This window comes from Zooshikella sp. RANM57, assembly GCF_050749885.1.
GTDB lineage: Bacteria > Pseudomonadota > Gammaproteobacteria > Pseudomonadales > Zooshikellaceae > Zooshikella.
Genome location: NZ_JBOIUB010000002.1, coordinates 189,990 through 213,562 on the forward strand (window position 1 = coordinate 189,990; position 23,573 = coordinate 213,562).

Sequence of the window (23,573 nt, forward strand, 5' to 3'; positions counted from 1 at the left end):
AACGACAAGAACACGATAAATAATTGTTAAACTACTTAATGTTCGCCAGCTTGTTTGACACACTTACTGACTGAGTCAGGGTCACTGCATGCATCATAATCAAAGTAGCTTTGCATCCATTGTCGGTATAGTCCTTGTTCATGAATTACGCTTAACTCATTCCAAAGTTGCTCAACAAATGTAGGGTAGTTTATTTGCATTTGTTTTGAAAACATTAAGTACATGGGGATTGTTTCGATAGGGATGGGTTCCATGACAATATCTTTGAAGCGATCATCTTCCTCTAACAGTGGTTTTGCTATGGTATAAAAACCGATAAAGCCTGCTAAGTGTTCTTTCTTTACACGCAGTAACAGTCTTTCCAGACTGAAATCTTCCACGACATCGATGCCCATTTCGTTGAGTGTATCAACAATTGAAAACCCTAAAGTTGCTCCTAGAGGTCCATTTAAGTTTTGGAAAGAATGTCCATTCCATGTAACTGATGCATCTTTAAGTTTGAAAAGGTGATAACTGTTACTAATCATTTTCCTCGAAACATCAATGTGGCCATTTTTGAATGGATAAACCCCAAACTCTAAACGCTTAGCTTGATAAACAGAGTGAAAGCTAGCATCAACGCTATTTTGTTTTAATTGCATTAAACAGCGTTTCCATGGTGAGCGGACATGGATCACTTTAAAATGATACTTCTGTGCTAGATGTCGGATAATTTGTATGCTGATACCAGGGTGTGAGGTAACGATAGGCTCATCTTGTGTGTTGAGCACAAAAGGGAAATTAGCTTTAGGGATGTAGCAAAAACTAATTGTATTCGGCTTGTCAGTTTCTGCTGCACTACCTATAGATGTAGTTAATAGAAATAAAACTATGGAAAGCCAATGAGTGCTCATTCAGGGGTTCAATTATTAACGGCTTCAAATTAACTAAATATACTAACAATGACTCCTCCTCCATGAGTTATCAGAGTAGCAGTTAATTATAGTCGTAGCTTGTTTTACCTGCTTAAGGCGCTACAGGCTCAGTGGTTGATGCCGTTTCTACTTCAGCAGAAGCATCTAACTCAGCCTGAAACTTTTCAAAGATTTTATAGTGAGACTCAGACATAGGAAGGTCTGCTAGTGTTTGCCAAGCAATTTCACGCACAACCCAATCTTCCTCATCATTTTTAACAAGATCTACAAGAGCACTGGCTACAGATTGATCGGAGTATCGCGATTGTGCAAGTGCAAATGCTGCTCCAGCACGAACATCTGCAGAATTGTCTTTCAATGCATCAACGACAGGATCAAGTTTTTCTCGATCATTTGCCCAGTTAGCGACAGCAATCATTGCTCGCCGACGCAGTTCTGGATCGTCATTCTGTGTTAATGGTTTTAACGTATTAATTATTTGAGTCGTTTCTTGAGGACTTGTCGGGTGTTTAGGCAGTGCATAAAGGGCAGCACCCATAACATTTTTATTTGTTTCACCTGAAAGAAGTTTCATAACGTGACTGCGCTGCTTCTCCCCATAGATACCTAAACGCGCCATGAGCTCAAGTCCTGCAATTTTTTCTTCTGAGGAGCTTCCCTCTACAAGCTCTATGGATGCCGCTTCAACTTCAGGATCTTGGATAACGCCAAGTAATGCACCTAAAATTTGACCTGTTTCAGTACTTAACCCATTTTTAAACTGTGTTATGGCCCAGCTTAATGCTGCAGGGTTATGGCTCATTTCATATAGCAGTTGTGCTTGTAGAGCGCTTTGAATACTTTCTGCATAGGGTGATGGCTGGTTAAGCGCTTCTTCTAATTGACCAAATAAATCTTTAGCCATTAACGCCTTGGGTGGCTCTGTAACTTCTGTTGTTTGTGCTGCTTTTTCAGGAGGGGCATCGGGCGTTGATACATCAGGTTTGTTTTCTGCCAATGTAATAGTGGCTGAATTAGGTTCAGAACATGCGTTAGCATTTGTCTCTGATTGAACCAGTGGAGCAGGCACCTGTTCCGTTGCTGTTGTTGCAGAGCTTGAATGTCCCAAATAAAAACCAACTACAGTACTGATCAACGAAGAGCATAACACAGTTGCGCTAAGCTTCATGTTCAGGTTCATGTTACTCTCCTACTACTGAGACACTCTCTTCCTTTAAAATACATGTTTACGATGAACCCTTGTTGATTGTTCACCCGGAAAAATGTCATAGCTTTAATTTATTCTTAGATGAAAATGATCGTGGTGGTTTGGCCAACACATGACGTACGATAAACCAGACTTACCAGGTTGTTGTCGACATTCTCCCCGACGTTTACCTGCATACCTTGGTAACATGCTGAACATATTGCGATCATTGAAAAAGATTAAGTTAACTTTGAAGTATTTCTTAAGATAGTTGTCTAGAAATTCTCTGCTTCGCTTATACGAGTAATTGTCTTTATAAATACTTGAGCCTTGGCGCAGTCCATCTTTTCTTATAAGTCGAATATCGACATCAATCCCTTTGCGATGACTTGCATGGCCTCGAAGCAGGCCGCCCTTTTGAAAGGAAATGTCACCAATACCTATCTCTCCCCAGGTAGGCTTTTCTTTTTTCCAAGCCACGGCAACACGCTGTAGTCCGTAGATTAAACGCGGTTTTCCCCAAGCACGTTTGGCTGCAGTATAAGTGTAAAAGCCTCTGCCACCTGTAGGCATTTGAATAAAGCTGGTTTTAGACTTTGGACGAGCGCTATTAACACCATTCAGGTATTTGCCATGAACCCAGCGTTCATTACCGTTAAAAAATATTTTAAACCAAGAGCCTCGTTTTATTGAATAAGCCCACTCAGCACCTTTACTGGTTAGGTTTACAACACGATAAGAAGTACCAGGGCCACTCCGTACTTTTAGTTGTGTTGCTGTAACAACGCCATTTGGCAAACTGCTCGAAACAACATACTGGCTATAAACCCAGCCTGCTTGATTATTGAGCCAGATTTTGTGCCAGCCACTGGTTTTAGCAATGGAAACATAAACTTGGTCCTGACTGACTCGACCAATGATTTTATGTTGAGTGCCTGGTCCACTTCTCACATTAAGCGCAGTAGCATTGACCTTAATACTCTGGCCAGCATATGCGTTAAAACCGATTAAGCTAAAAGCATACAGCAATACCAGGGTAATTTTTTTAAGTAATGCTCTGCCCGCTGTTAACTTCAATTGCATAAATTAAGACCTATTGCCAACAGCGACTCATGGTTAAATAAATCATTAGAATCGCAAACACTCGAGAAAAACGATACGACAAATCACCCATAATATTGTCTATTGGTTTTAAATAGTTTGTGATTTTTGTCATATAGGGTTAACGCACGCTTTTACTGATATGTGCAGTGTTAATAGAGTTGGTAGGTGTATAGAGTGCTAAGAAAATAAAGGAATGTATATGAAGTATGTAACAGACTATAAAATTATTGTTTTTTTATAAAACTGGTTAGTTGATTTGTTATTAATATCTCTAAAATTATGAAAGCTAAGTCTCACTTGAGCTGTGTAATCACAGTATTCTAATGAGTATCAATGTATGTGAAAGCAGGTTTGGAGTAAAAGAAGAAAGTTGATATTGGTTAAGCTTTTAATGTTAATCATTAAGCTTTTGTTGCTTCAAATACTTGCCAGCAGCAACCAAATCTGTGGGTTTGATGCATATGCCAGGTTAGGGGAGAAGAGTCTAATGCAGTTAACACTTGATGATTGCCAAAGCTTGCAAAGCTAAAATAGCATTGACCATTATGGGTTAGATAGAAGCAAACCTGATTTAAGAAGTCATCATATAGTTTTTTTATGTTAGTCATTAAGTAATCCCAGCCGCCTTCAAGGATTGGAAGGTTAGCAATAATTACATCAAACAGTTTGTTATTTGTTGAAAGAGCTTCGAAAAGATAGCCTTGGTAAACACTAATGTTATCTAATTGATGTCTAGCAATATTTTCTTTGCAGTTTGCAATGGCTACAGGATCAAGATCACTCGCAATGACTTTTTTCGCTCCTTGGAATGCTGAATATAGCGCTAAAATACCACTTCCTGTTCCGATATCGAGTACAACTTTTTCAGAAAGATCTGGTAATTTACTTAAGAGGAAACTTGTGGAGTGGGTTAACTCAGTACTAGGGCAAAAAACCTGTTGGTAAACGATGATAGGTATATTGGCAACAGTATAACTGTTGGTAAAACGCTGTTGGTTAGCCGCAAGCCAAAGTTGGCAGTAAGTCTCTTGCGAAATATTTTCAGGAATACGCATGGCTGTTCCCTGTGTTTAATCAGGTCTTTTTTCACTTATATTCTGACTTACTTGGGTAAGATTAGGGGAAAGGGGCTAAACAGGGAAAGATAAAATGAGAATAAAAAAATAACGGATGGAGAATAGACTTCACCCGCTTTAATATATTTGACCTAACAAATGAACATCATTATGTAATCACATTTACTTGAGAATTACAAATCAGTTGATATAAAAATCTGTAAACAAAAAAAAGAGGGGCTAATGCCCCTCAAAGGTTAATGCTCCAAGTAGTTATGCGAGTTGGTTACTCATTTCTTTGGCAAATGCTTCAGCATTTAAGCCAACAAGTAAGTGCAGTCTGTTGTTATCTAGTTTAACAACTCCATTTGCACCTGCTTGTTCAAGGGCGGCTGTATCTACAGCGCTGCCATCTTTTACTTCCATCCGTAGACGTGTTGTTGCGCAGCATTCGACGTTACGGATATTTGAGGCTCCCCCCAACGCTAGAATAAAGTTTTTAACTTTTTCTGCTACGCTGGGGTCAAGCGCCTTTGGGCTGTTGCTTACTCCTCCAGTAGCTGTAGCAGAGTTGGCTACAGGTGCAACGACCTCATCATCACCTGATGAACTTTTCAGGTATTCTTCCATATCTGTTTTGAAGTTTTCAGATTGAGGGCCAAAGATCGCTTGGACACCGTTACCCACGACAACACAGCCTGCAGCACCCAGTGCTTTCAGTTTTGCTTGGTCTACTTTAGCTACGTCCTCGACAGAGATCCGTAAACGAGTGATACATGCATCAAGGCTAGTGATGTTTTTTCTGCCACCGAAAGCGATAACAAGCTGCTTAGAGAAGGCAAAGGCACCATCAGCATGTGCTTCTTCCAGCGTGTGCTCTACTTCATCTTCACGGCCAGGCGTTTTCAAGTTGAATTTAACAATTACTGTACGGAATACGAAGTAGTATACGGCAGCCCAGATAGGACCAATTACCAAGAACCACAGCGCATTAGAAGATTGATTAAATAGTACGATGTAATCAATCAAACCGTGAGAGAAGGTTGTGCCGTGCTTGATACCCAGTGCGATACAGGTATAGAAAGCAGCACCTGCCAATAATGCATGGATAGCATACAGAACAGGAGCAACAAACAAGAAGGCAAACTCGATGGGTTCAGTGATACCAGTCAGGAATGAAGTCAATGCAGCAGACACCATGATACCACCGATTTTAGCGCGGTTTTCAGGCTTAGCAGTATGCCAGATCGCAATGGCTGCAGCAGGTAGACCCCACATTTTGAACAGGTAGCCACCGGCTAAGTTTCCTGCAGTTGGATCGTAAGCGATATAACGATGGATTTCACCGCGAACAGTTTCACCTGCACTGTTAACAAACTCACCTACTTCAAAGAAGAAAGGTACGTTCCAGATGTGGTGTAAACCAAATGGGATTAATGAGCGCTCGACAACCCCGTAGATGGAGAAAGCAAGTCCAGGACTTTCACTTGCAGCCCAATGAGAGAAGCTTTTAATGGCGCCACCAATAGGGGGCCAAATGAAGCTTAATACGGCGCCTAATAAAATCGCAGCAAATGCAGTAACGATGGGAACAAAGCGTTTCCCCGCGAAAAAGCCTAAGTATTGAGGTAATTTAATACGGTAGAACTTATTAAATAAGCCACCCGCAATACCACCAATGGCAATACCACCGAATACCCCGGTATCAATTGAGTTGATACCCATAATTGCTTTGGTATCAACACCATTAGCGGCAGAAATTACACCCATAGTACCCAACAGTACAGCATAGCCAACGACTGCTGCTAGAGAGGCAACACCGTCATTTTGGGTTAAGCCTAAGGCAACACCAATCGCAAAGATGAGTGGCAAGTTACCAAAGATAGCGCCACCCGCTTGCTCCATTACGTGAGAGAGTAATTCAGGAAGCCATGGAAAGTTGGCTGCACCAACACCTAACAGAATACCTGCTACCGGTAACACTGATACGGGTAGCATCAGCGCCTTACCGATCTTTTGCAAGAATGCAAAAGAAGACTTGAAGTCGATCATCGTGTCCTCCTTCCTTTTTCAAGGAAACTGCTTTTTTATTTAATTTGTTTTGTACTGCTCACTTCATTTTTCTAAATTAATTTTTCTTACTTCGGCTGCAGACTCTAGATTGAGCGCTTTTTCAGCCAGTTGTTGGCAGCTGGCCAGCTTAAGCTCTCGAATCTGAGCTTTTATTTCTGGTATACAAGGAACACTTACACTCAACTCATCAACACCCAGCCCGACAAGAAGAGGTACTGCTTGAGGGTCAGAAGCAACAGCACCACATACTCCTACCCATTTGCCATGCTGGTGAGCGCCTTCAACGGTTTGCTTGATGAGACGTAAAATACCTGGATGGAGGCTATCAATTTTTGCAGCCAGTTCAGGGTGTCCCCGATCCATCGCAAGGGTGTATTGAGTGAGGTCGTTAGTACCAATTGAGAAGAAGTCAACTTCACGGGCGAATTGCTCTGCCATCACTGCAGTAACAGGCACTTCAACCATGATACCTATTTCAACGGAACCAACATTCAGTTTTTCTTGTTCTTCCCGAATGATGGCTTTTGCCTGACGGAGTTCATCAAGGTTGGCAATCATTGGAAACATAATGCGCATCTTGCAGCCATTTGCGGCTTTTAAGATTGCCCGAATTTGAGTACGGAGAATATCGGGGTAGGCAAGGCCAATCCGGATACCTCGTTGACCCAAAAATGGGTTTTCTTCGTCAGGTAAGCGCAGGTAGGGTAGGGGTTTATCACCACCCACATCCAGCGTACGGATGATCAGTGGACGATTCTTTCCAAGGGTTTTCGCTATATTGCTATAAATAGCAAACTGGTCTTCTTCACTGGGTTCAGTAGTGCGGTCAAGGTAAAGGAATTCAGAACGTAACAGACCAACACCTTCACCACCCATCTTGACGGCTTCAACGGCTTCTTGCTCATTACCAATGTTGGCCGCGACTTCAATACGGTGACCATCAACAGTTACAGCTGGATTATTAGCCGCTGCTAAATCCGCTTGGCGTTTTTTAGCAATTGCCTTTTTGCGGGCAATGGCCTCATCAATGGTAGCTTGATCAGGATTTAAGCGAAGCTCGCCTTTGCCACCATCTAAAATGGCAGGTGTATTGTTAGCAACTTCAAGTAAATGTTCATTAAGTCCTGCAACATAGGGTACATCTAAAGAGCGAGCAATAATGGCTGCATGTGAAGAGGTGCCACCAAGTACAGTACATAAGCCAATGACTTTGCTACGGTCCAGATTAGCAGTGTCGGAAGGGGTTAAATCTTCTGCGACCAAGATTGCATTCTCTGGAAGCTCCATGTGGCTTTCTTCTTCGCCCAACAAACAACCCAATACTCGACGGCCAACATCTCTAAGGTCGTTAGCACGCTGTGCCATTAAATCATTGCTGAGAGAAGACAGGACTTTAACATGCGTGTTGACAGCAACTTGCCAAGCAAAAGCAGCACTTTTGTTTTGGTCAATGGCGTCATTAGCAATATCAAGTAAGTCTGGATCGTCTAGTAACTCACAGTGGGCTTCAAATATTTTGGCATTTTCTGCATCACCGTCAGCGGCCATTTTGTGTTGAAGGGCTAAAAGCTGTTGCTTGCTATGTTCAATAGCGGTTTGCAGCATCTGACGTTCAATAGCAGGTGCTTCACCTGTTTCTGGTACATCAAATTGCTGTTGTTTTTTCTGTACAATAAAGCCATGAGCCAGGCCTGGAGAGGCGCTTACGCCACATAGCAGGTTAGGATCATCGCTGGTTTCAGGGTGAGGTTTGACACCATGTGGTACCCGCTTTTTCTTAACGGGTTCCGCACCTTTTTCTCCCAGCCCGTCTAGCATGGCATTCTTGACTTCTGCTAAGGCTGCTTCAGCATCTTCACCAGCAGCAGAAAGATAAACCTGTTCATTATGACCTACATCCAAACCCATGATAGCCACAACAGATTTAGCATTAGCCTGTTGATCTCCTTTATGGAGGTGAACAGCTGATTTGTACTTTTTGGCAATACTGCTGAGCACTGCAGCTGGGCGGGCATGTAAACCAGAGGGGTTAGGAATAGCAAAAGACTCGGTAGTCACTGTCTGGCTAGATGCCTCAGTCGCAGATTCAGTATATTCACCTAAGTGCAGGGTTAATACTGTATCGCGACTGGCTTCAACTGGGCCTTCGGCGTATTGGAATTTAGCAACTTGGTCACTATTAGTGATAACAATTTGAGTGAGCAGGCTTGCTGCTTTTGTGGCAACAATATCCATATCAAACTCAATCAGTGCATCACCAGTATTTACTTTATCCCCTTTTTTAACGAGGGGTTTAAAGCCTTCTCCTTTCAGCATTACGGTTTCTAATCCAATATGTATCATTACTTCGATACCATCTGGAGTAGCAATAGTTACCGCATGATTAGCTGAATGAAGTTGACTTACTTCACCGCTACAAGGTGCGAGTAAGCAACTAGTGACAGGATCAATAGAAATACCATCACCCACCATTTTTTGTGAAAACACTGGATCAGGTACTTCAGTTATGGGAAGTAAATATCCCGTAAAGGGGGCTTTAAGGACAATTTTCTTGGCAGAAACTGCTTGGGGCATTATTAACATCTCCTTCCATACCCACACGGATTAAAAGCCATTTTTGGGCAAGGCATGCTGCGGATATTGTTATATGCAGTCTTTTAAATGCTGCTTAATTTAGTAAATTCAGTGTAGGCACCGTGCTTCTTAAAATACTTGATTTATCGCAATTAAGCAGGATGAGGTAGGCAACAAAGTGTAAGGATATACGTAACAAAACTCAGCTTTGTAACAGGAGTATTACAAAGGAAGACAAACTATGATTTGTGTTGCCTAAAAGATACTTACGTAAAAAAGGCGGGGGATTTGTAAAGATATATTTAATTTAAATATAAATGATATGAGTACTTTTAAAGTGCTTGGTTCGAAAAAAGTCCTTTGGGTAACAGATGATGGAATAGGGAAACGTGGTTTATAGTAATGGACCTAGCTTCACTAACACAATACGGAAATAGCGCAGCATTATTGTCAATCTTCGCAAGACGGTAATGTAGATCTACTGATATAAAGAGAAGAGGCTCTATAACTGTTAGTGCATGCAAAAACCAGTATACATAATCTGTGGCATAGCGTAGAACAAGAAGCAATAGTAAAGTCCAAAGCCTATTAGGCTTGAATGTATATATTAGTGAGGCGCTGATGTTAGCTGAATTACATCAAAATGTTATTGTTACGGGGGCAGGCAGTGGGCTAGGGGCTGCTTTGACAGCTCAATTGGCATCACAGGGATATCACGTTGCAGCATTGAGTCGGAGTGCTGATAAGCTTGAGCGGTTAGTGACACAGTATAAACGGGTTACGCCTTTTGTCGTGGATTTATCTTGTGAAGAAGAAGTAAGCCAAGTATTTTCTAAGCTTGCTACTTGGGAAGCACCTTTTACGAAGGTATTTTGCTGTGCAGGCTCTGGTCAGTTTGGCCCCTTAGCAAGTTATAATCAGTCAACTATACAGCATATGGTGAATGATAATTTGCTTAGTATGATGTTAGTTGCTCAAGCCGCTATAGGTTTAATGCGTAATCACAATAAAGATACAAATGGAGCATTAATTCATGTTATGTCTAGTGCTGCTCAGGTAGGTAAAGCGAACGAAACCGTGTATTGTGCAATGAAATGGGGATGCCGAGGTTTTACGGAAGCTTTACGTGTTGAACTGTCAGGAACTAACATACAAGTAGTCGGCGTGTATCCCAGTGGTATGCAAACAGCCTTTTGGCAAAATAATGCGGTTGCTCATGATCAGTATGAGCAATACATGCATCCAGATGAAGTCGCAAAAATAATACTGTTAAATTTACAGGAGATGGACAGTTGTTATACGGCAGATATAGTCATTAATAAAATAAAACGATAAATTCCTAATAATCTAACAGGGATATGTAATAAACGCTAAAATTGATATTTGGGAAGACACTCATTATGTCTGCACTATCTGTGGCCCTACATGCGCTCTTTAATGATGATGCTACCCGTAACCGGGTAGCAGTGCTGTTAAACCAGTTAAAGAGTGAAACCTCGCTGGAAAAAACCAATCCTCGGCCTCTTGAAATTGCTGAAGTACCCAGCCCTGATTGTATAGAGTCCGTGGGAGACAGTGGTTTAACCTGTATTTGGTGGGAGTTAGACAGCGGTAGAATTGCGTCAAGTGACTTAATTCATGTTCTCGCGAAGGCAGGTGCTCAGCGTTTCTTCTCATACTTTAATGCTGTGGAATACGAGCACGAAGAGTATGGCAATGATTTTTTCTTTACACTGGCAGGGGATGGAGCCCATGTTCTGGAAGGTGAGTTGCAGGATTTGTTTCATCGGCTGGACCATGCCCGAGAAAATAACCTATCACCGCAAGCCGTATTGTTAAAAATTTTGCCGGAATTGGCTATTCGTGTAAATGAAGGCTCTGTTTATCTAGGACGTGCTGTTCAGGTGTAAATGATTACACAGCCATTGTTGAGTATTTAGTGGGGTAGGAATTTATTTTCAGCCTCTTTACAATGCGCGTCAAAATAACCGTGACAAGGTTATGTCTACTGTGTCACTGACACAATGGTAAGCCATTAATCGTGGAGCAATGCATGTCTCGCAAGAAGAAAGTTTTTATCGCCTATACGGGTGGCACCATTGGTATGAAAAAAACAGCTGATGGCTGGGCTCCTGCACCCGGTTTTTTAGCTGAAATGATGCAAAATAACCCAGTGTTTCATAGCGATATCATGCCAGATTATGACATCTATGAGTTTTCGCCCTTGTTAGACTCATCCAATATGACACCACGTAACTGGGTGATGATTGCTGAAGTTGTCGCTCAGCGAATAGATGAATATGATGGCATTATTGTGCTTCATGGCACAGATACAATGGCGTATAGCGCATCGGCATTATCATTTATGTTGGAGAATTTACATAAGCCCGTCGTATTTACGGGGTCTCAGATTCCCATGCTTGAGCCTAGGACTGATGCCATTCGAAATTTAACGAACTCCTTACTTATTGCCGCTCATGAATCAATTCCTGAAGTATCGCTTTATTTTGACCAAAATTTATACCGTGGTTGTCGTGCAGTAAAAGCACATTGCGATAATTTATCTGCTTTTGCATCGCCTAATTTTCCCCCTTTGGCTGTTGCCGGTATCAATATAGAAGTCAATCACCCACTGAAGCGTGCTGAGCCTACATCAGAACATGGCGGGTTAAGCTTACATAAAGAAATGGATCCTTATGTGGGTATTCTATGGCTTTTTCCTGGAATAACGGCTGAAGTCGTCAGCAACTTTTTACAGGCTCCACTTAAAGGTGCTGTGATACAAGCCTATGGGGTGGGTAATGGACCAAGTGCTGATCCTAAATTTGTTGCCGCGTTACAAGAGGCTCATCAGCGAGGTGTAGTATTAGTGGATTGTACACAGTGTTGGTCTGGACGAGTCAATATTACGGGGTATGCGACTGGAACGGGTATGGCCGCTGCGGGGGTGGTCAGTGGTTATGATATGACCCCTGAAGCCGCGCTCACTAAATTATTTTATTTATTTGGTAAAGGCTATTCATCTCAGCAAGTGGAACAGCTTATCCAACAAGATTTAAGAGGTGAGTTAACCGCGCAGTCCTAATAACATGCAATTACAGTCAAAGTGAATAATTAAGCAATATATAAAGTAGCTGGGCTAAAATGTGGAATTTACGACAGTTTTTTTCTACTGCATGTGAAATACTGTTACGCGTAGTACTACTACTGAAGTGTAATTGTACATATTAACACCAGCAGGCCTTTATTAGGCTCTGTAAAAGTAAATAAAAGTTGCTTGTGTGTTCATATGTGATTCAGTTGTAGTGAAAAGCTGCGTGGTGACATGTTCAACATCAGGGATGGAGCCACACACTGTATTGCCAACAAGGACGATGATAAAAATTAAATGCTGGCAGGTGCGGGTGGCATTTTACCTGAGTTGGTTTCATGTACTAAATATGGACTTTTTACCTTGAGAGAGGATCATGAAAAAACAACTTGCCAGCTTTGCGGTTTTTGCGATGGCATTTTTGAGTATATCGGCGGTGCAGGCTGGAATTATTCGAAATGGTGGGTTTGAGTCAGCTGATATTGATGATGGTTGGTATTATGATGCTAATCCTAAGCCCGTTGAAGCTGTAAAAGATGTAGTGTCACAAGATGGAAGACATTACAAAGCTTCGGAAGGCTCTTATATGGCTAGCTTACCAACAAGCAGTGCTTTATTAAATAATATGCTGACATGGCATGCGGGGGATAAACTTCAGTTTAAATGGTTGATTACGGATGAGAATGTGGCAGCCACATTTCTTATGATGGAAAACGGCATATCAGTTTCTGACCATTTAAGCCTCACAGGAGAGGCAGGTAAGTGGCATACATTTACATTTACCTTTGGTGTGGATGGGATTCCCTTAAATCAAGCATTTGGTTTTCAAGGGTTTGGTATTCCAGGTAAAGGCCATTTGCTTATTGATGATGTACAGTTACTCGCCGCTAGTGTCGTCAGTGAACCTTTTAGCTTAGGACTGATGATATCGGTTCTACTATTGTGGCGCCCTAAGCGTAATGAGAATCTTATTAAGCGAATGATCTAAGGAAGAAGAAACGCTTTATTATGTAAAATACGGCAGCAAAGTGCATCACGAATGCACTTTGCTATCTTAGTAAGCTGTTACATTTCAGATAATTACCCGAGTTTATTAATTTGTTTTATTACTTAGGCGACGAAGTGCATTTCCTGTCAAAGCATAATACAAATGCCCTGATGCTTTTGTAGCCCCAATCGCTTTATAAAAGCCAATTGCAGGATCATTCCAGTCAAGTACACTCCACTCTAGACCAGCATAACCACGTGATAGACAGATAGTAGCTAACGAAGTAAAAAGGTGTTTTCCGATACCTTTACCTCGATATCTAGGAAGAATAAAAATATCTTCTAAGTAAATATAACGTTTACCTAAAAAGGTACTGTATAAAGTTTGAAATAAAGCAAAGCCAGCGGGCTGATCCTGATAAAACGCAAGAATAGTTTCCGCAAGGGGAGAATTACCGAATAAGCAATCATGCAAGTTTTCTGGCCTAGCGACCATATCATGGGGGCGTTGTTCATAGTCGGCTAATCCTTTAATCATCGAGTGGATAAGAGGAATATCCTCTGGCTTAGCCCAACGAAGTAACATTTGAGAATCATCAAGTTGAAAAGCTGAACTCACAAGTAGACTCCTAACTATTCTTTCTCTTTATTTAAATATTACCGCTTTGTTGCACCCTGTTTAAAGCTTTACATTAAAAATATAACAAGTGACAACGGAATCCATAAATCAGCATTTAGACCATCCTAACATCAATAAAAATTTCAAACTTCAATATCGCCAAATTGCTGCAATTCATAAATATCCCTATAAACCCCTCTTTCCTTAAGTAAACAAAAATGATGTCCTTGTTGTACCAACTTGCCTTTGGCTAATACAAAAATTTTATCTACATGTGTTACTGTGGATAGCCTATGTGCAATCGCAATTATGGTGATTTTACCATGCAGCATCTGTAGTGTTTCCAGAACTTGCTGTTCCGTTTCACTATCAATATTTGCTGTTGCTTCATCCAAAATAAGTATTTTGGGCTTTCTCAATAATACTCGAGCTAAACAGATAAGCTGGCGTTGTCCTGTAGAAAGATTGAGTCCTCGTTCTCCAATATGAGTTTCAAGACCATTCGGTAATTGTTTCAGTGTTTCCTGTAAACCAACAGACTTGATCACCATGTTTAAATCATGTTCATCTACTTTTATGCCAAAACTTAAATTATCTCGAATTGTTCCACTAAATAAGAAAGGGTCTTGCTGTACAATACCAATGTACTGGTGCAAAACCTGTTTATTAATCGCCAATAATGAATGTCCACCTATCTTAATATCTCCCCTGATTGGGTTATAAAGACCTAAAAGCAAACTAGCCAAAGTACTTTTACCGCTACCTGTATGGCCAACAATCGCACAAAATGTTCCTTCTGGAATAAAAAGGTTTATATTATCTAACACAGTGTTATCTAACTCATACGCAAACGAAATCTGATTACATTCAATATGGGTATGATGGATTATTTCTTTGACTGTGTTATTTGTTTTTGGTAATTGCTGAGTAATAATACCTGGTTGATCTAATAATTGAAAAACCCGATCAGCGGCTACAATAGCTTGTTGTAACAAGTTCAGTCGCTGTGTCATTTCTATTAGTGGTTCTGTAAAACGATTGACATAGTTTATAAACGCATAAATCACACCAATTTCAGCGACGGATGACAGTGCTTGATAACCAAAGCCAAACAATAATCCTGCAAGCACGAGCATTGCGAGTAAATCAATCGCCGCACGAAGCATCAATCCATCAAGTAAAACTGTTTTTAGTCGCGCTTGATAATGCGCAAGTGCCGTATTGGAAAAGTAGTGTTTAAAACGAGACTGTTGATTAAACACTTGAATTAGTGTCATTCCTTGAATGGATTCATTCAACCGAGTGTTTATGTCACTTAATAAACTTCTTACTCGTTGGAAGAGGGGTGCACTTAACCGTTGATACGTAACCATACACACTACAGTTACGGGTAAAATTGTTGCAGCAATAAGCATCAGTTGCCAGTCTAATATGGCCATGGCAATAAATATGCCTATGACTAAAACTGTGTTTTTCAACATGCTTGCGAGCACATGAACAAATAAATCTTTTATTACCTCTGTATCGTTACTTACCCTTGAAATGACCCAAGCCGTGGATGTTTGGTCGAAAAAACGTAAAGGCAAATCCAACACCTTGGCAAATGTTTCAAGCCGAATTCGCTCAATGACTTTAAGTGCTATTTGATGAAAGGTGATTGTTTCAAAATAGGCAGCAACAGCCCCTGTAATATGAAGCACAATATAGCCAGTGGTCAGTAAAACTAAAGGTAACCACGGATAATGACCCACCGTTAAATAATCATCTATAAATATTTTGACCAGAATAGGGCCACTCACCTGGGCCACTGTACCCAGGAATAACAAACTTACAGCCCATCTCCAATGGTGATTGAGATGCCGGCTAAAACTGAGTAACCGTATAATAACGAGCCAAAGAGAAAGGGAGGTCGTATTTTGTTTAGCCGGCATTAATCCGTTGCTCTAATTGCTGATATCGGAATGCTTGCGCATACCACCCTTGATGAGCCAATAATGCATCATGTTGACCTTGTTCTATTAACTTACCATGCTGTAAAACAATAATCTGATCAGCATCGGCAATGGCACTGATCCGATGTCCAGCAATAATGGTGGTACAATTTTGTCGTACATGTTTTAAACTAGACAGAATCGCTTGCTCTGTTTTTACATCTACAGCAGATAATGCATCATCTAAAATAAGCAATGGAGCGTCTAATAATAATGCTCGAGCAATGGCTAATCGTTGCCGCTGTCCCCCCGATAACGTAACACCTCGTTCACCCACTTGTGTATTATAGCCTTGTGGAAAAAGCAAAATATCTTCATGAATTGCAGCCATTTGAGCAGCTTGTTGTATTTCTTCAAATGATGCATCAGGTTTTCCCAACGCAATATTTTCAGCAATACTTATTGAAAATAGAAAGGGGTCTTGCGGCACGTAGGCAATATGCTTACGCCAACTATGTGTCGTACATTCACGATAACTGTACTCATTAAAGTTCAGCTGTAAGTTATCACATGGATATAAACCCATAATAAGCTTTAACAAGGTACTTTTTCCACAACCTGTTGGGCCTAAAATGCCTAGAGTTTGACCAGGGACGACCTGAATTTTAAGTGCATGTAAAACACATGTATTGCTGGCGGGATAATGAAAATCATGTAGCTCAAGATTGATTCTGATCGTATCAGCAGAAAAAGATACTTTACCTTCAGGTCTTGGTTTTGCGTCATCTAATAAGCTTTGAACACGTTCGTAGGCTGCGGCTCCACGTTCCATAATGTTCAATAACCATCCAAAAGCAAACATAGGCCATATTAAAAAGCCAAGATACATTGTAAAACTGGTCAACTCACCCAGTGTTATCTTGTTGTTCGCAACCAACCAGCCACCAAAAGCCACAGATAATAAAAAAGAACTTGCAATGGTTAATGTAATAACAGGATCATATTGACTATCAACTTTAGCAACAGCAAAAGAAGCCTCTGTAGCATTACGTGCTTGTTGTTTGAAAAGCTGCTGGGCATATTGTTCTTGCCCACAGGCTTTAACTAACCTGATACCCGACAATTGTTCTTGAACACAATCATTCAAGTCACTAAATGCTGCTTGTGATGTATGAAAAGCAGAAAAAAGTTGTTGGCTTATACGGTATATAAAAAAGCCCATTACAGGCCAGGGTAAAAGAGCAACAAGCGTTAGCGGCCACGAGATAAAAAATGACATGATAAATAACACAATGATGCCTGTTAAAAGACCATCAATCATCGCCAAAACGCCTTCACCGGCAGTCATAACAACGGCATCCACATCTTGAGTGGCATGCGCAAGTAAGTCTCCACTTTGATGTTGTTGATAAAAAACAGGAGGACAATAGACTAATCGATTAAATAGCTGTTGGCGTAGTATGGCGCCTAAGTGATGCGAGGCTCCAAAAAGCCAAATCCGCCATAGTACGCGTAGTCCATAAATAAGCACTGCTAATAAGGCTAAGCCTCCACAGTAATGTATTAACTGATCTGCATTTAATTGTTGTTGGTTGATCTGATCTACAATATACCCAGCCAACTTAGGCGGAATCATCACTAAACCAGAAATAACAAGGAGGGCACTGATCGCGGCAAGATAACGTTTACGCTCTTGTTGAAAAAACCATCGTAACTTCCAAAATAAAAGCATTACCAGGCAACCTAGATGAGTTGACTTTATTCGATATCAAAAAACAAAACACATTAACCCTGTTCTAATATAGCCAGACCAAATCCCAGCCGGCCAAATTCATTGCCATTATACAGCATGTATATATTTCCATTAGCGGCAAAAACATGTGGGTAGCATTGCATTTGAGCGTCCCAACCTGATTTGGATACATCGATCCCCACATGCTCATCATCTCTATGCCAATGGATAAGATCATCTGAATAAGCATAACCAATACGGTAACTATTCAACGGGTTAGAACGAAAATCTATAGCATGACGATAACAAAAAAATAAATGGAATCGGTGATCAAAGAAAATCAGTGAAGGAAGGGCCTGACATTCTTGTTTATTAATCTTATCGGCTATGATTGGCTGTCCATTACGCTGCCAGGTAAGTCCATCAACAGACGATGCATAGGCTATTTTGTAGACCCTTTCTGGCGTTGTACCTTGTGTTGATGCCGGTAACCATTCAGGAGAGAAAATGTACCACATATGAAACTGACCATTAATAACCTTTACAAAAGGGTCCCCGATAATACACGGCTCATGAAGTGTTGACGCTAAAATTGGACCAGGGCCAAGTCTCTGAAAAGTATCACCGCCATCAAAACTCTCAACAAAACCTATTGCGGTATCGATTGGTACCGACTGTTTTCGATGTATACCACTGGTATAACCAATAATTCTATTACCATGATGAAGTACATTAAGTGGAAAAATACCGTGTTGATCAAAACACCCTAAACTTCCAAGTTCTAACACTGTATGCTGAGCAAGGTGTATGACTGATGTTAGTGACTTATCCATATCGATAAATGCAATATGACTTAAGTACTTACCATTATGATCAACTTTTCGAGTTGAAAAATAAATACGAATCCTATTTTCAAATAATAATACTTGTGGTGCTTGTGCATAGCCAAAGCAGCCAAAAGGTAACTTATGATGATTTGGGTTAAAAATTAACCCTAATTTACGCCATTTCATACCGTCTTAATTATTGATTATGAAGCCTGATAGTGACTTAACTTTGCAAGTCCAAACCCTGTTTTGCCAATATCATTACCCTGATACAACATATACAGTGTATTGTCATGTTTAAATACATGCGGATAACTTACACTTTCTGAATCCCAACCTATTGTGGAAGGCTCGATACCCACTTGCGAGTCATCCCGAGTCCAATCAACTAAGTTTGTTGAATAGGCATAACCTATCCGATAGCCACGTGCTGCATTTTTGAAATTGAGGGTATATCGATATGAAAAGAACATATGGTATAACCCGCTAAAGAAAGTGACATCTGCACTGGCTTGACATTCGTGTTCGTCCAGTACATCTGGAATGATTGACTTACCTTGCCTTTGCCAGTGTATACCATCGTCAGATGTCGCCATACGAACCTTATAAATGGGTTCAGGCCGAGCAGACAGTGATGAAGCTGGTAACCACTCAACACCTGCGCTATACCACATATACCACCGATTATTAAAGATTCGTACTCTTGGGCTACCAATGACAAAAGGCTCATCAATGGTATAACCGATAACAGGGCCATCGCCTAAACGTTCAAAGTGTTGTCCATCATGGCTTACGGCCAAACCAATAGCTGCGTTGAATGGAACAGCCTCACACCGAGTCCAACCTGCATAATAAAGCCAATACTGATTGTTATGAGCAATAATACAGGCAGGGTAAATACCAAACTCATCGAAACAACCTAGCTTGCCAAGACTCAGTACAGGCTGAGCTGAAATACATTGGATATCAAATAAATCATGCTTATTTAAGTCTAAATAACCCGTGTAACTAACATAATTACCTTGGCGATCTGGCGTTGGCCGGCCCGAAAAAAAAATACGATAGGTACTATCTAGTTTCAAAAGTGTAGGGGATTGAGCAAAATGTTTTAGCCAAATGATATTTTTAGCCTGTTGAGGGTCAAAAATGCGTCCAAGCTTTTGCCAAACAAACATAACCTATGTTCTTTTATAATCAGGAGGTAACTTGCATAAATGAGCAGCACCTGTTAACAAACACCCATAGTAATAATCATTAAACCCTGCGTTTTCCATCAACTGAAAAACATCATCTACTGGATAATCGATACGGAGTAAATTCACCTCTCCATTTTCCCAAATAGCGCATGCCGCTCTGGGGTCTCCATCTCTGGGCTGACCAACTGAACCTGGGTTACAATAAACGTATTCATCATAGTCACACAGTATTTGCTTATGAGTATGACCAGAGAAAAAAAATCGTCCTTGCAGTTTTTTAAAATAAGTTGCATCAGGTTTTAAATATTCATCCAAAGGGTTACTCCATCCCCCATGAAGCATATGTATATCATCAAACGTTCTATATATTGGTAAAGATCCCAACCACCTTAAATGATCAGTATCGATCACTGAGCGTTGGTAATTGATACACTCATTAACACTTTTAGAGCGTGCACAATATCCATCGATCATATACCAGTCATGATTTCCCATAATACACTGGACTTGTCGTTCTCTGAGAGCAGCACAACATTCATTGACTTGGGGATAGTAACCCACAATATCACCTAAGCAATAAATAGCATCAACACCTTCAGTATCTAATGTATTAAGTACTAGCTGTAATGCTACATAATTACCATGTATGTCAGAAATGATGCCCATCTTCATAAAAAACACAGTCCTCTATGTAACGTACAACATAGCCGGGTTTTATGACGGGTAATGACGGCGCTTGCCCTTTAAGGAAATAAGAGAGTGCCATTACAGCCTCATTATAGCCTAATAAAGCACGTATAGACGTTGAAGATGATATGCGGGGGTTGACCTCAAGTAACTTAAACTCACCATCATGAAGTCTGAATTGAAAGTTTGTAGGACCCAGTGGTTTTAAAATGGCACATAGTTCTTTTAATGTACTATCAATATTATCCAGCTCAACATATTGACCGAAGTCTGTATAGCCCATGGGCGATAATGTACGTCTTAAACACAATTTATTAAAGAAACCACCTTTTCCATCACCAAACACTGCAATACTATACTCTTGTTCCTTATTACCGATATAAGGTTGAACGATATATGTATCAACAAACGAGGAGGGTAAAGCAGTAAGCTCAGCCTTACTTTTAACCAGTCTATGCCCCTTACTTGCATAACCTTGTCTGGGTTTAAATAATAAAGGATAAGAGACTTGGGTTAATGAATTTATACTACCATTCCATGTTTCGGTAGGAATAAGACATGAAAGTTTATAACCACTCAGAAAGTCAAAAAACGTCCATTTATCACGACAAAGGTCAATTAATTTTTCCTGATTGAGTAATGCAAAACAATTGATTTTGGAGAGTTGTTGACGGTGTTTATTTAAAAAAAACATATCAACCTCTATTCCTGGCACCACGACACGAATATCAAGCTTCGTGATCATCGCTAACAGCCAGTCCAAATATCCACTATCCTCAGTACGAGGTGCCTTTAAAAAAGTATCACAAAATTGACAAGCAACTGACATTGTATAAATAGAAGAACCAAATAACCTCAGAGGGAAAGGTGCATCTTTAAGCGTTTTAAGAATACCATACCCCACAATGCCACTGGCACCTGTGACTAAGATAGCGGTCTGATCATCCATAGTTTTTATGATTTATTAGATAGTCTTTAATTCCATCAGCTAAAGTAATTTGTGGTTCAAATCCAATCTGCTGATAGAGAGAAGGGGTATAACAAAATGTATTATCAAATCCATCTGCTTTTTGGGTATTAAAAATGAGTCTACTGTTACTTTGGCATACATTTATAGCTGTTTGAACAAGCTCTTTATAACTTATATTCTGAGGATAAAGACATTGATACGTTCCAGTTACACGTTGTTTTACCACTCTGTCAATAACCTGGACGACATCATCAATATGAATATAATTACGTTTTGCTTTACCAGTACCATAAAGCGTAATGGTTTTACCTAGAAAAACATCATCTAAAAGTTTATAAAAAAAAGGCTGGTGTCTTTTACACAGGATACTCCCGTAAAACTGAGCAGGACGTAAAATAGTTAATGGTATTTTATATTGAGCACAAAAAAATGCTGCAAGCTCTTCACCATGTCTTTTTGATAAGGCATAGCTGTTAAAAAAAGGAGAATGGTCATCAAGCTGAGTAAAAATAGTTGATATATAAATAACATGCTGTGCTTTTAATTTTTCAGCGAGTAAACATGCCTTATAGGTGCCCAGCGCATTGACTGTCTCAGCCTTTAGTACATCTTCTTGATCATCTTTCAGTGATTTGCCAAAATAAGCCGCTATATGTATAAGTACGGTCATGTCACCTATTTTATGGGCTATACCTTTTTCTTCAGGGTTTTGTAAATCTAAATAAATATCACAATTGTGCCTACCTGCAGTGATAATATCTGCATAGCATGACAAATGGGGGATAAGCTGTTGTGCTAACGAAGAGCTTCCACCTACAAGTAGAATCTTCATACTCTATACAGCTCCTTTTATGTGGTTCGGTCTGCACAGGCTTCTATCAGTATACCACAACATAAGTCAGGATAATCGATACCTACTTGACAAAGTGCATGATAAACTGAGCGATTTAACGTGAGTGATCTCATTTGTTCACTGGTAAAAGGCTTTAGGTAAATGCCTTCTTTAGCCGTAACCAAAAGACCGGCTCGTTGGATTTCTTGGCAAATACTGTCTATGTTATAAAACCTTTGGTGTCCAAGGGCAACATCATTAGGAGAGAGCATTTTTAAATCATCAAGAATCCCCATAATGAAGCCTAATCGCCGATTTAATACGTCAGCATTGGGCACTGCAATAAAGAGTTTTCCTTTAGGTGATAAGTATCGTTTATATTTTGTTAAAATAACATGAGGGTCATCCACATGTTCCAACACAAACCCCATAATAATCACGTCAAACAATGTGTCATTATCAGGTAAGTAGTCTTCAAAATAACTATGTATAATATTGCTTTTACACTCAGGGAATTGTTTTTTAAACCGATCAATAATGGTTTCTGAACCTTCAATAATCGTATGAGAATCGGCCTGTTTAGACAGCGTTGATGAAGCAATGCCGTGTCCAATGCCAAGCTCTAAAAGTTTAGGCACAACCCCGATTAGCAGGGAAATGCGATGAGCATACCAGCTCAACATAATCTCATTATCAAATGAATATGGGTTACTTTCGTCATAGGCTGCAACAAGTTGATCAAGTGGGTTGGTCATAATATGCTGCTTCCAAAGTAAACTGTTGCAACAATTGTTGTATTTGCTCAACGGAATTGAACATCATTACATCTAAAATCGATAGCCACGGTAGAAAATCACCTCCAAACTGTGCATATTCTATTGAATGTGGTTTTAAAAAAGTTAGTCCGATGCCAGCTTTGTTGAAATCAGAATGGTTATAGAGCAGTTTTCCACCTATTGGGTTAATATAGTCTGAAGCGCCTAATGCTTGGCAAATAGAAATTACTTTTTGTTCTGATCGTAAGCTATGATCAGCCAGGTCAATGGTTGAAGAAACAACCACTGGTGTCGTAATGCGTAAATAGCTAAGCGTTTTAGTTAAAGAATAAAAAATAAACCAAAATAAATTATAATTTTTGATCGTAAAAATATCTTTAAGTAATGGTAAAACATGCAAAAAATAGGGGGCTTTATGGTATGCCTGCTCAAACTGACGCACCAACTTATTTAAATTACCTTGTGCGTCTGGAGTAAGTTGTCGTTCAATAACAGGTAAGTGATCATGATCTTTTTTTATAGGGATAGAAAAATACTTTGCCTGACCATTTGATAAAAAACGATTACGTTTAATCCAGCTTTTTTTGGTAAATTCAATATTATCATAAATCACAAATTGATCTACAACGTTAATTAGCTGAAAATAACCAATATAAGGTAGCAGATATGGTTGCATTATGGCTACTTTCATTACCGTGCTCATTAATTAAGCATATATTAAACAACCTAAATATGGTTAAAGTATAACCGCTATTTTTAATACTATAGTTCATTCCTGTTAAACCTGTATGTCAGCGTAAGTTTGTGCTTAGCTGTAATTTTCGTGCCTGATATTTGCCCACCCATGACCATTTAAATCCAGCAAATGCTTTATGAGGTTCTGAATTCAAAAGCACTATTGTTCAGGCTAGTATGGTTGCCCCTTAATAAATTTGCTCAACATCACATTATTAATAAAAGCTTGATTACATTTTTTTTGTGATTTGATTAACTTGCACAACCAGTGTCGCCTACTTGCC

20 protein-coding genes are annotated in these 23,573 nt (G+C 40.0%); 4 read left to right on the forward strand and 16 right to left on the reverse strand.

Annotated elements, in window-relative coordinates; translation table 11 throughout:
* Positions 1–35: 35 nt before the first annotated feature.
* From ACQ96U_RS05560 to ptsP, 6 genes are all read right to left on the reverse strand, one after another.
* Positions 36–893 carry a substrate-binding periplasmic protein gene (locus ACQ96U_RS05560; RefSeq protein ID WP_431720254.1) on the reverse strand — a complete coding sequence of 286 codons (858 nt, stop codon included), beginning with the start codon at positions 891–893 and terminating at the stop codon, positions 36–38.
* A gap of 112 nt (positions 894–1,005) precedes the next feature.
* Positions 1,006–2,094, reverse strand: a complete 1,089-nt coding sequence (locus tag ACQ96U_RS05565) for a HEAT repeat domain-containing protein (protein ID WP_431720255.1) — start codon at positions 2,092–2,094, stop codon at positions 1,006–1,008.
* A gap of 93 nt (positions 2,095–2,187) precedes the next feature.
* The gene (locus ACQ96U_RS05570) at positions 2,188–3,183 is read right to left on the reverse strand and encodes a penicillin-insensitive murein endopeptidase (RefSeq protein ID WP_431720256.1); all 996 of its coding nucleotides are present in this window, start codon (positions 3,181–3,183) and stop codon (positions 2,188–2,190) included.
* 422 nt (positions 3,184–3,605) lie between these two features.
* On the reverse strand, positions 3,606–4,259 hold the full coding sequence (locus tag ACQ96U_RS05575; protein WP_431720257.1) for a 50S ribosomal protein L11 methyltransferase: 654 nt from the start codon (positions 4,257–4,259) through the stop codon (positions 3,606–3,608).
* 273 nt (positions 4,260–4,532) lie between these two features.
* Positions 4,533–6,311, reverse strand: a complete 1,779-nt coding sequence (ptsG, locus tag ACQ96U_RS05580) for a PTS glucose transporter subunit IIBC (protein ID WP_431720258.1) — start codon at positions 6,309–6,311, stop codon at positions 4,533–4,535.
* A 63-nt stretch (positions 6,312–6,374) separates the two neighbouring features.
* Positions 6,375–8,906, reverse strand: coding sequence for a phosphoenolpyruvate--protein phosphotransferase (ptsP, locus tag ACQ96U_RS05585; protein ID WP_431720259.1), 2,532 nt, complete (start codon positions 8,904–8,906; stop codon positions 6,375–6,377).
* 621 nt (positions 8,907–9,527) lie between these two features.
* Between ptsP and ACQ96U_RS05590 the strand changes: the two genes are divergently transcribed.
* From ACQ96U_RS05590 to ACQ96U_RS05605, 4 genes are all read left to right on the forward strand, one after another.
* Positions 9,528–10,241 (forward strand): SDR family NAD(P)-dependent oxidoreductase, encoded by a 714-nt coding sequence (locus ACQ96U_RS05590; protein WP_431720260.1) that lies wholly within the window; start codon positions 9,528–9,530, stop codon positions 10,239–10,241.
* Positions 10,242–10,306: 65 nt separating this feature from the next.
* On the forward strand, positions 10,307–10,816 hold the full coding sequence (locus ACQ96U_RS05595; RefSeq protein ID WP_431720261.1) for a hypothetical protein: 510 nt from the start codon (positions 10,307–10,309) through the stop codon (positions 10,814–10,816).
* A 143-nt stretch (positions 10,817–10,959) separates the two neighbouring features.
* On the forward strand, positions 10,960–11,991 hold the full coding sequence (gene ansA / locus ACQ96U_RS05600) for an asparaginase (protein ID WP_431720262.1): 1,032 nt from the start codon (positions 10,960–10,962) through the stop codon (positions 11,989–11,991).
* A gap of 382 nt (positions 11,992–12,373) precedes the next feature.
* On the forward strand, positions 12,374–12,985 hold the full coding sequence (locus tag ACQ96U_RS05605; RefSeq protein ID WP_431720263.1) for a hypothetical protein: 612 nt from the start codon (positions 12,374–12,376) through the stop codon (positions 12,983–12,985).
* 105 nt (positions 12,986–13,090) lie between these two features.
* Here ACQ96U_RS05605 and ACQ96U_RS05610 read toward each other — a convergent pair whose 3' ends face one another.
* The 10 genes from ACQ96U_RS05610 to ACQ96U_RS05655 form a co-directional block, all read right to left on the reverse strand.
* Positions 13,091–13,603 (reverse strand): N-acetyltransferase family protein, encoded by a 513-nt coding sequence (locus ACQ96U_RS05610; RefSeq protein ID WP_431720264.1) that lies wholly within the window; start codon positions 13,601–13,603, stop codon positions 13,091–13,093.
* 143 nt (positions 13,604–13,746) lie between these two features.
* Complete coding sequence (locus tag ACQ96U_RS05615) at positions 13,747–15,534, reverse strand: ABC transporter transmembrane domain-containing protein (RefSeq protein ID WP_431720265.1); 1,788 nt, start codon at positions 15,532–15,534, stop codon at positions 13,747–13,749.
* Positions 15,524–17,266 (reverse strand): ABC transporter transmembrane domain-containing protein, encoded by a 1,743-nt coding sequence (locus tag ACQ96U_RS05620; RefSeq protein ID WP_431720266.1) that lies wholly within the window; start codon positions 17,264–17,266, stop codon positions 15,524–15,526. The genes ACQ96U_RS05615 and ACQ96U_RS05620 overlap by 11 nt, the downstream gene beginning before the upstream one ends.
* Positions 17,267–17,319: 53 nt before the next feature.
* Positions 17,320–18,279 (reverse strand): hypothetical protein, encoded by a 960-nt coding sequence (locus ACQ96U_RS05625; protein WP_431720267.1) that lies wholly within the window; start codon positions 18,277–18,279, stop codon positions 17,320–17,322.
* A 17-nt stretch (positions 18,280–18,296) separates the two neighbouring features.
* On the reverse strand, positions 18,297–19,268 hold the full coding sequence (locus ACQ96U_RS05630; protein ID WP_431720268.1) for a hypothetical protein: 972 nt from the start codon (positions 19,266–19,268) through the stop codon (positions 18,297–18,299).
* A 3-nt stretch (positions 19,269–19,271) separates the two neighbouring features.
* The gene (locus tag ACQ96U_RS05635) at positions 19,272–19,961 is read right to left on the reverse strand and encodes a metallophosphoesterase family protein (RefSeq protein WP_431720269.1); all 690 of its coding nucleotides are present in this window, start codon (positions 19,959–19,961) and stop codon (positions 19,272–19,274) included.
* Positions 19,939–20,925, reverse strand: coding sequence for an ATP-grasp domain-containing protein (locus ACQ96U_RS05640; RefSeq protein ID WP_431720270.1), 987 nt, complete (start codon positions 20,923–20,925; stop codon positions 19,939–19,941). Before ACQ96U_RS05640 ends, ACQ96U_RS05635 begins: the two co-directional genes overlap by 23 nt.
* The gene (locus ACQ96U_RS05645) at positions 20,918–21,778 is read right to left on the reverse strand and encodes an NAD-dependent epimerase/dehydratase family protein (protein WP_431720271.1); all 861 of its coding nucleotides are present in this window, start codon (positions 21,776–21,778) and stop codon (positions 20,918–20,920) included. Before ACQ96U_RS05645 ends, ACQ96U_RS05640 begins: the two co-directional genes overlap by 8 nt.
* Before the next feature lie 17 nt (positions 21,779–21,795).
* A complete protein-coding gene (locus ACQ96U_RS05650; RefSeq protein ID WP_431720272.1) occupies positions 21,796–22,533 on the reverse strand; it encodes a class I SAM-dependent methyltransferase in 738 nt (245 codons plus the stop codon).
* Complete coding sequence (locus ACQ96U_RS05655; RefSeq protein ID WP_431720273.1) at positions 22,517–23,245, reverse strand: WbqC family protein; 729 nt, start codon at positions 23,243–23,245, stop codon at positions 22,517–22,519. Before ACQ96U_RS05655 ends, ACQ96U_RS05650 begins: the two co-directional genes overlap by 17 nt.
* Between the last annotated feature and the right edge of the window lie 328 nt (positions 23,246–23,573).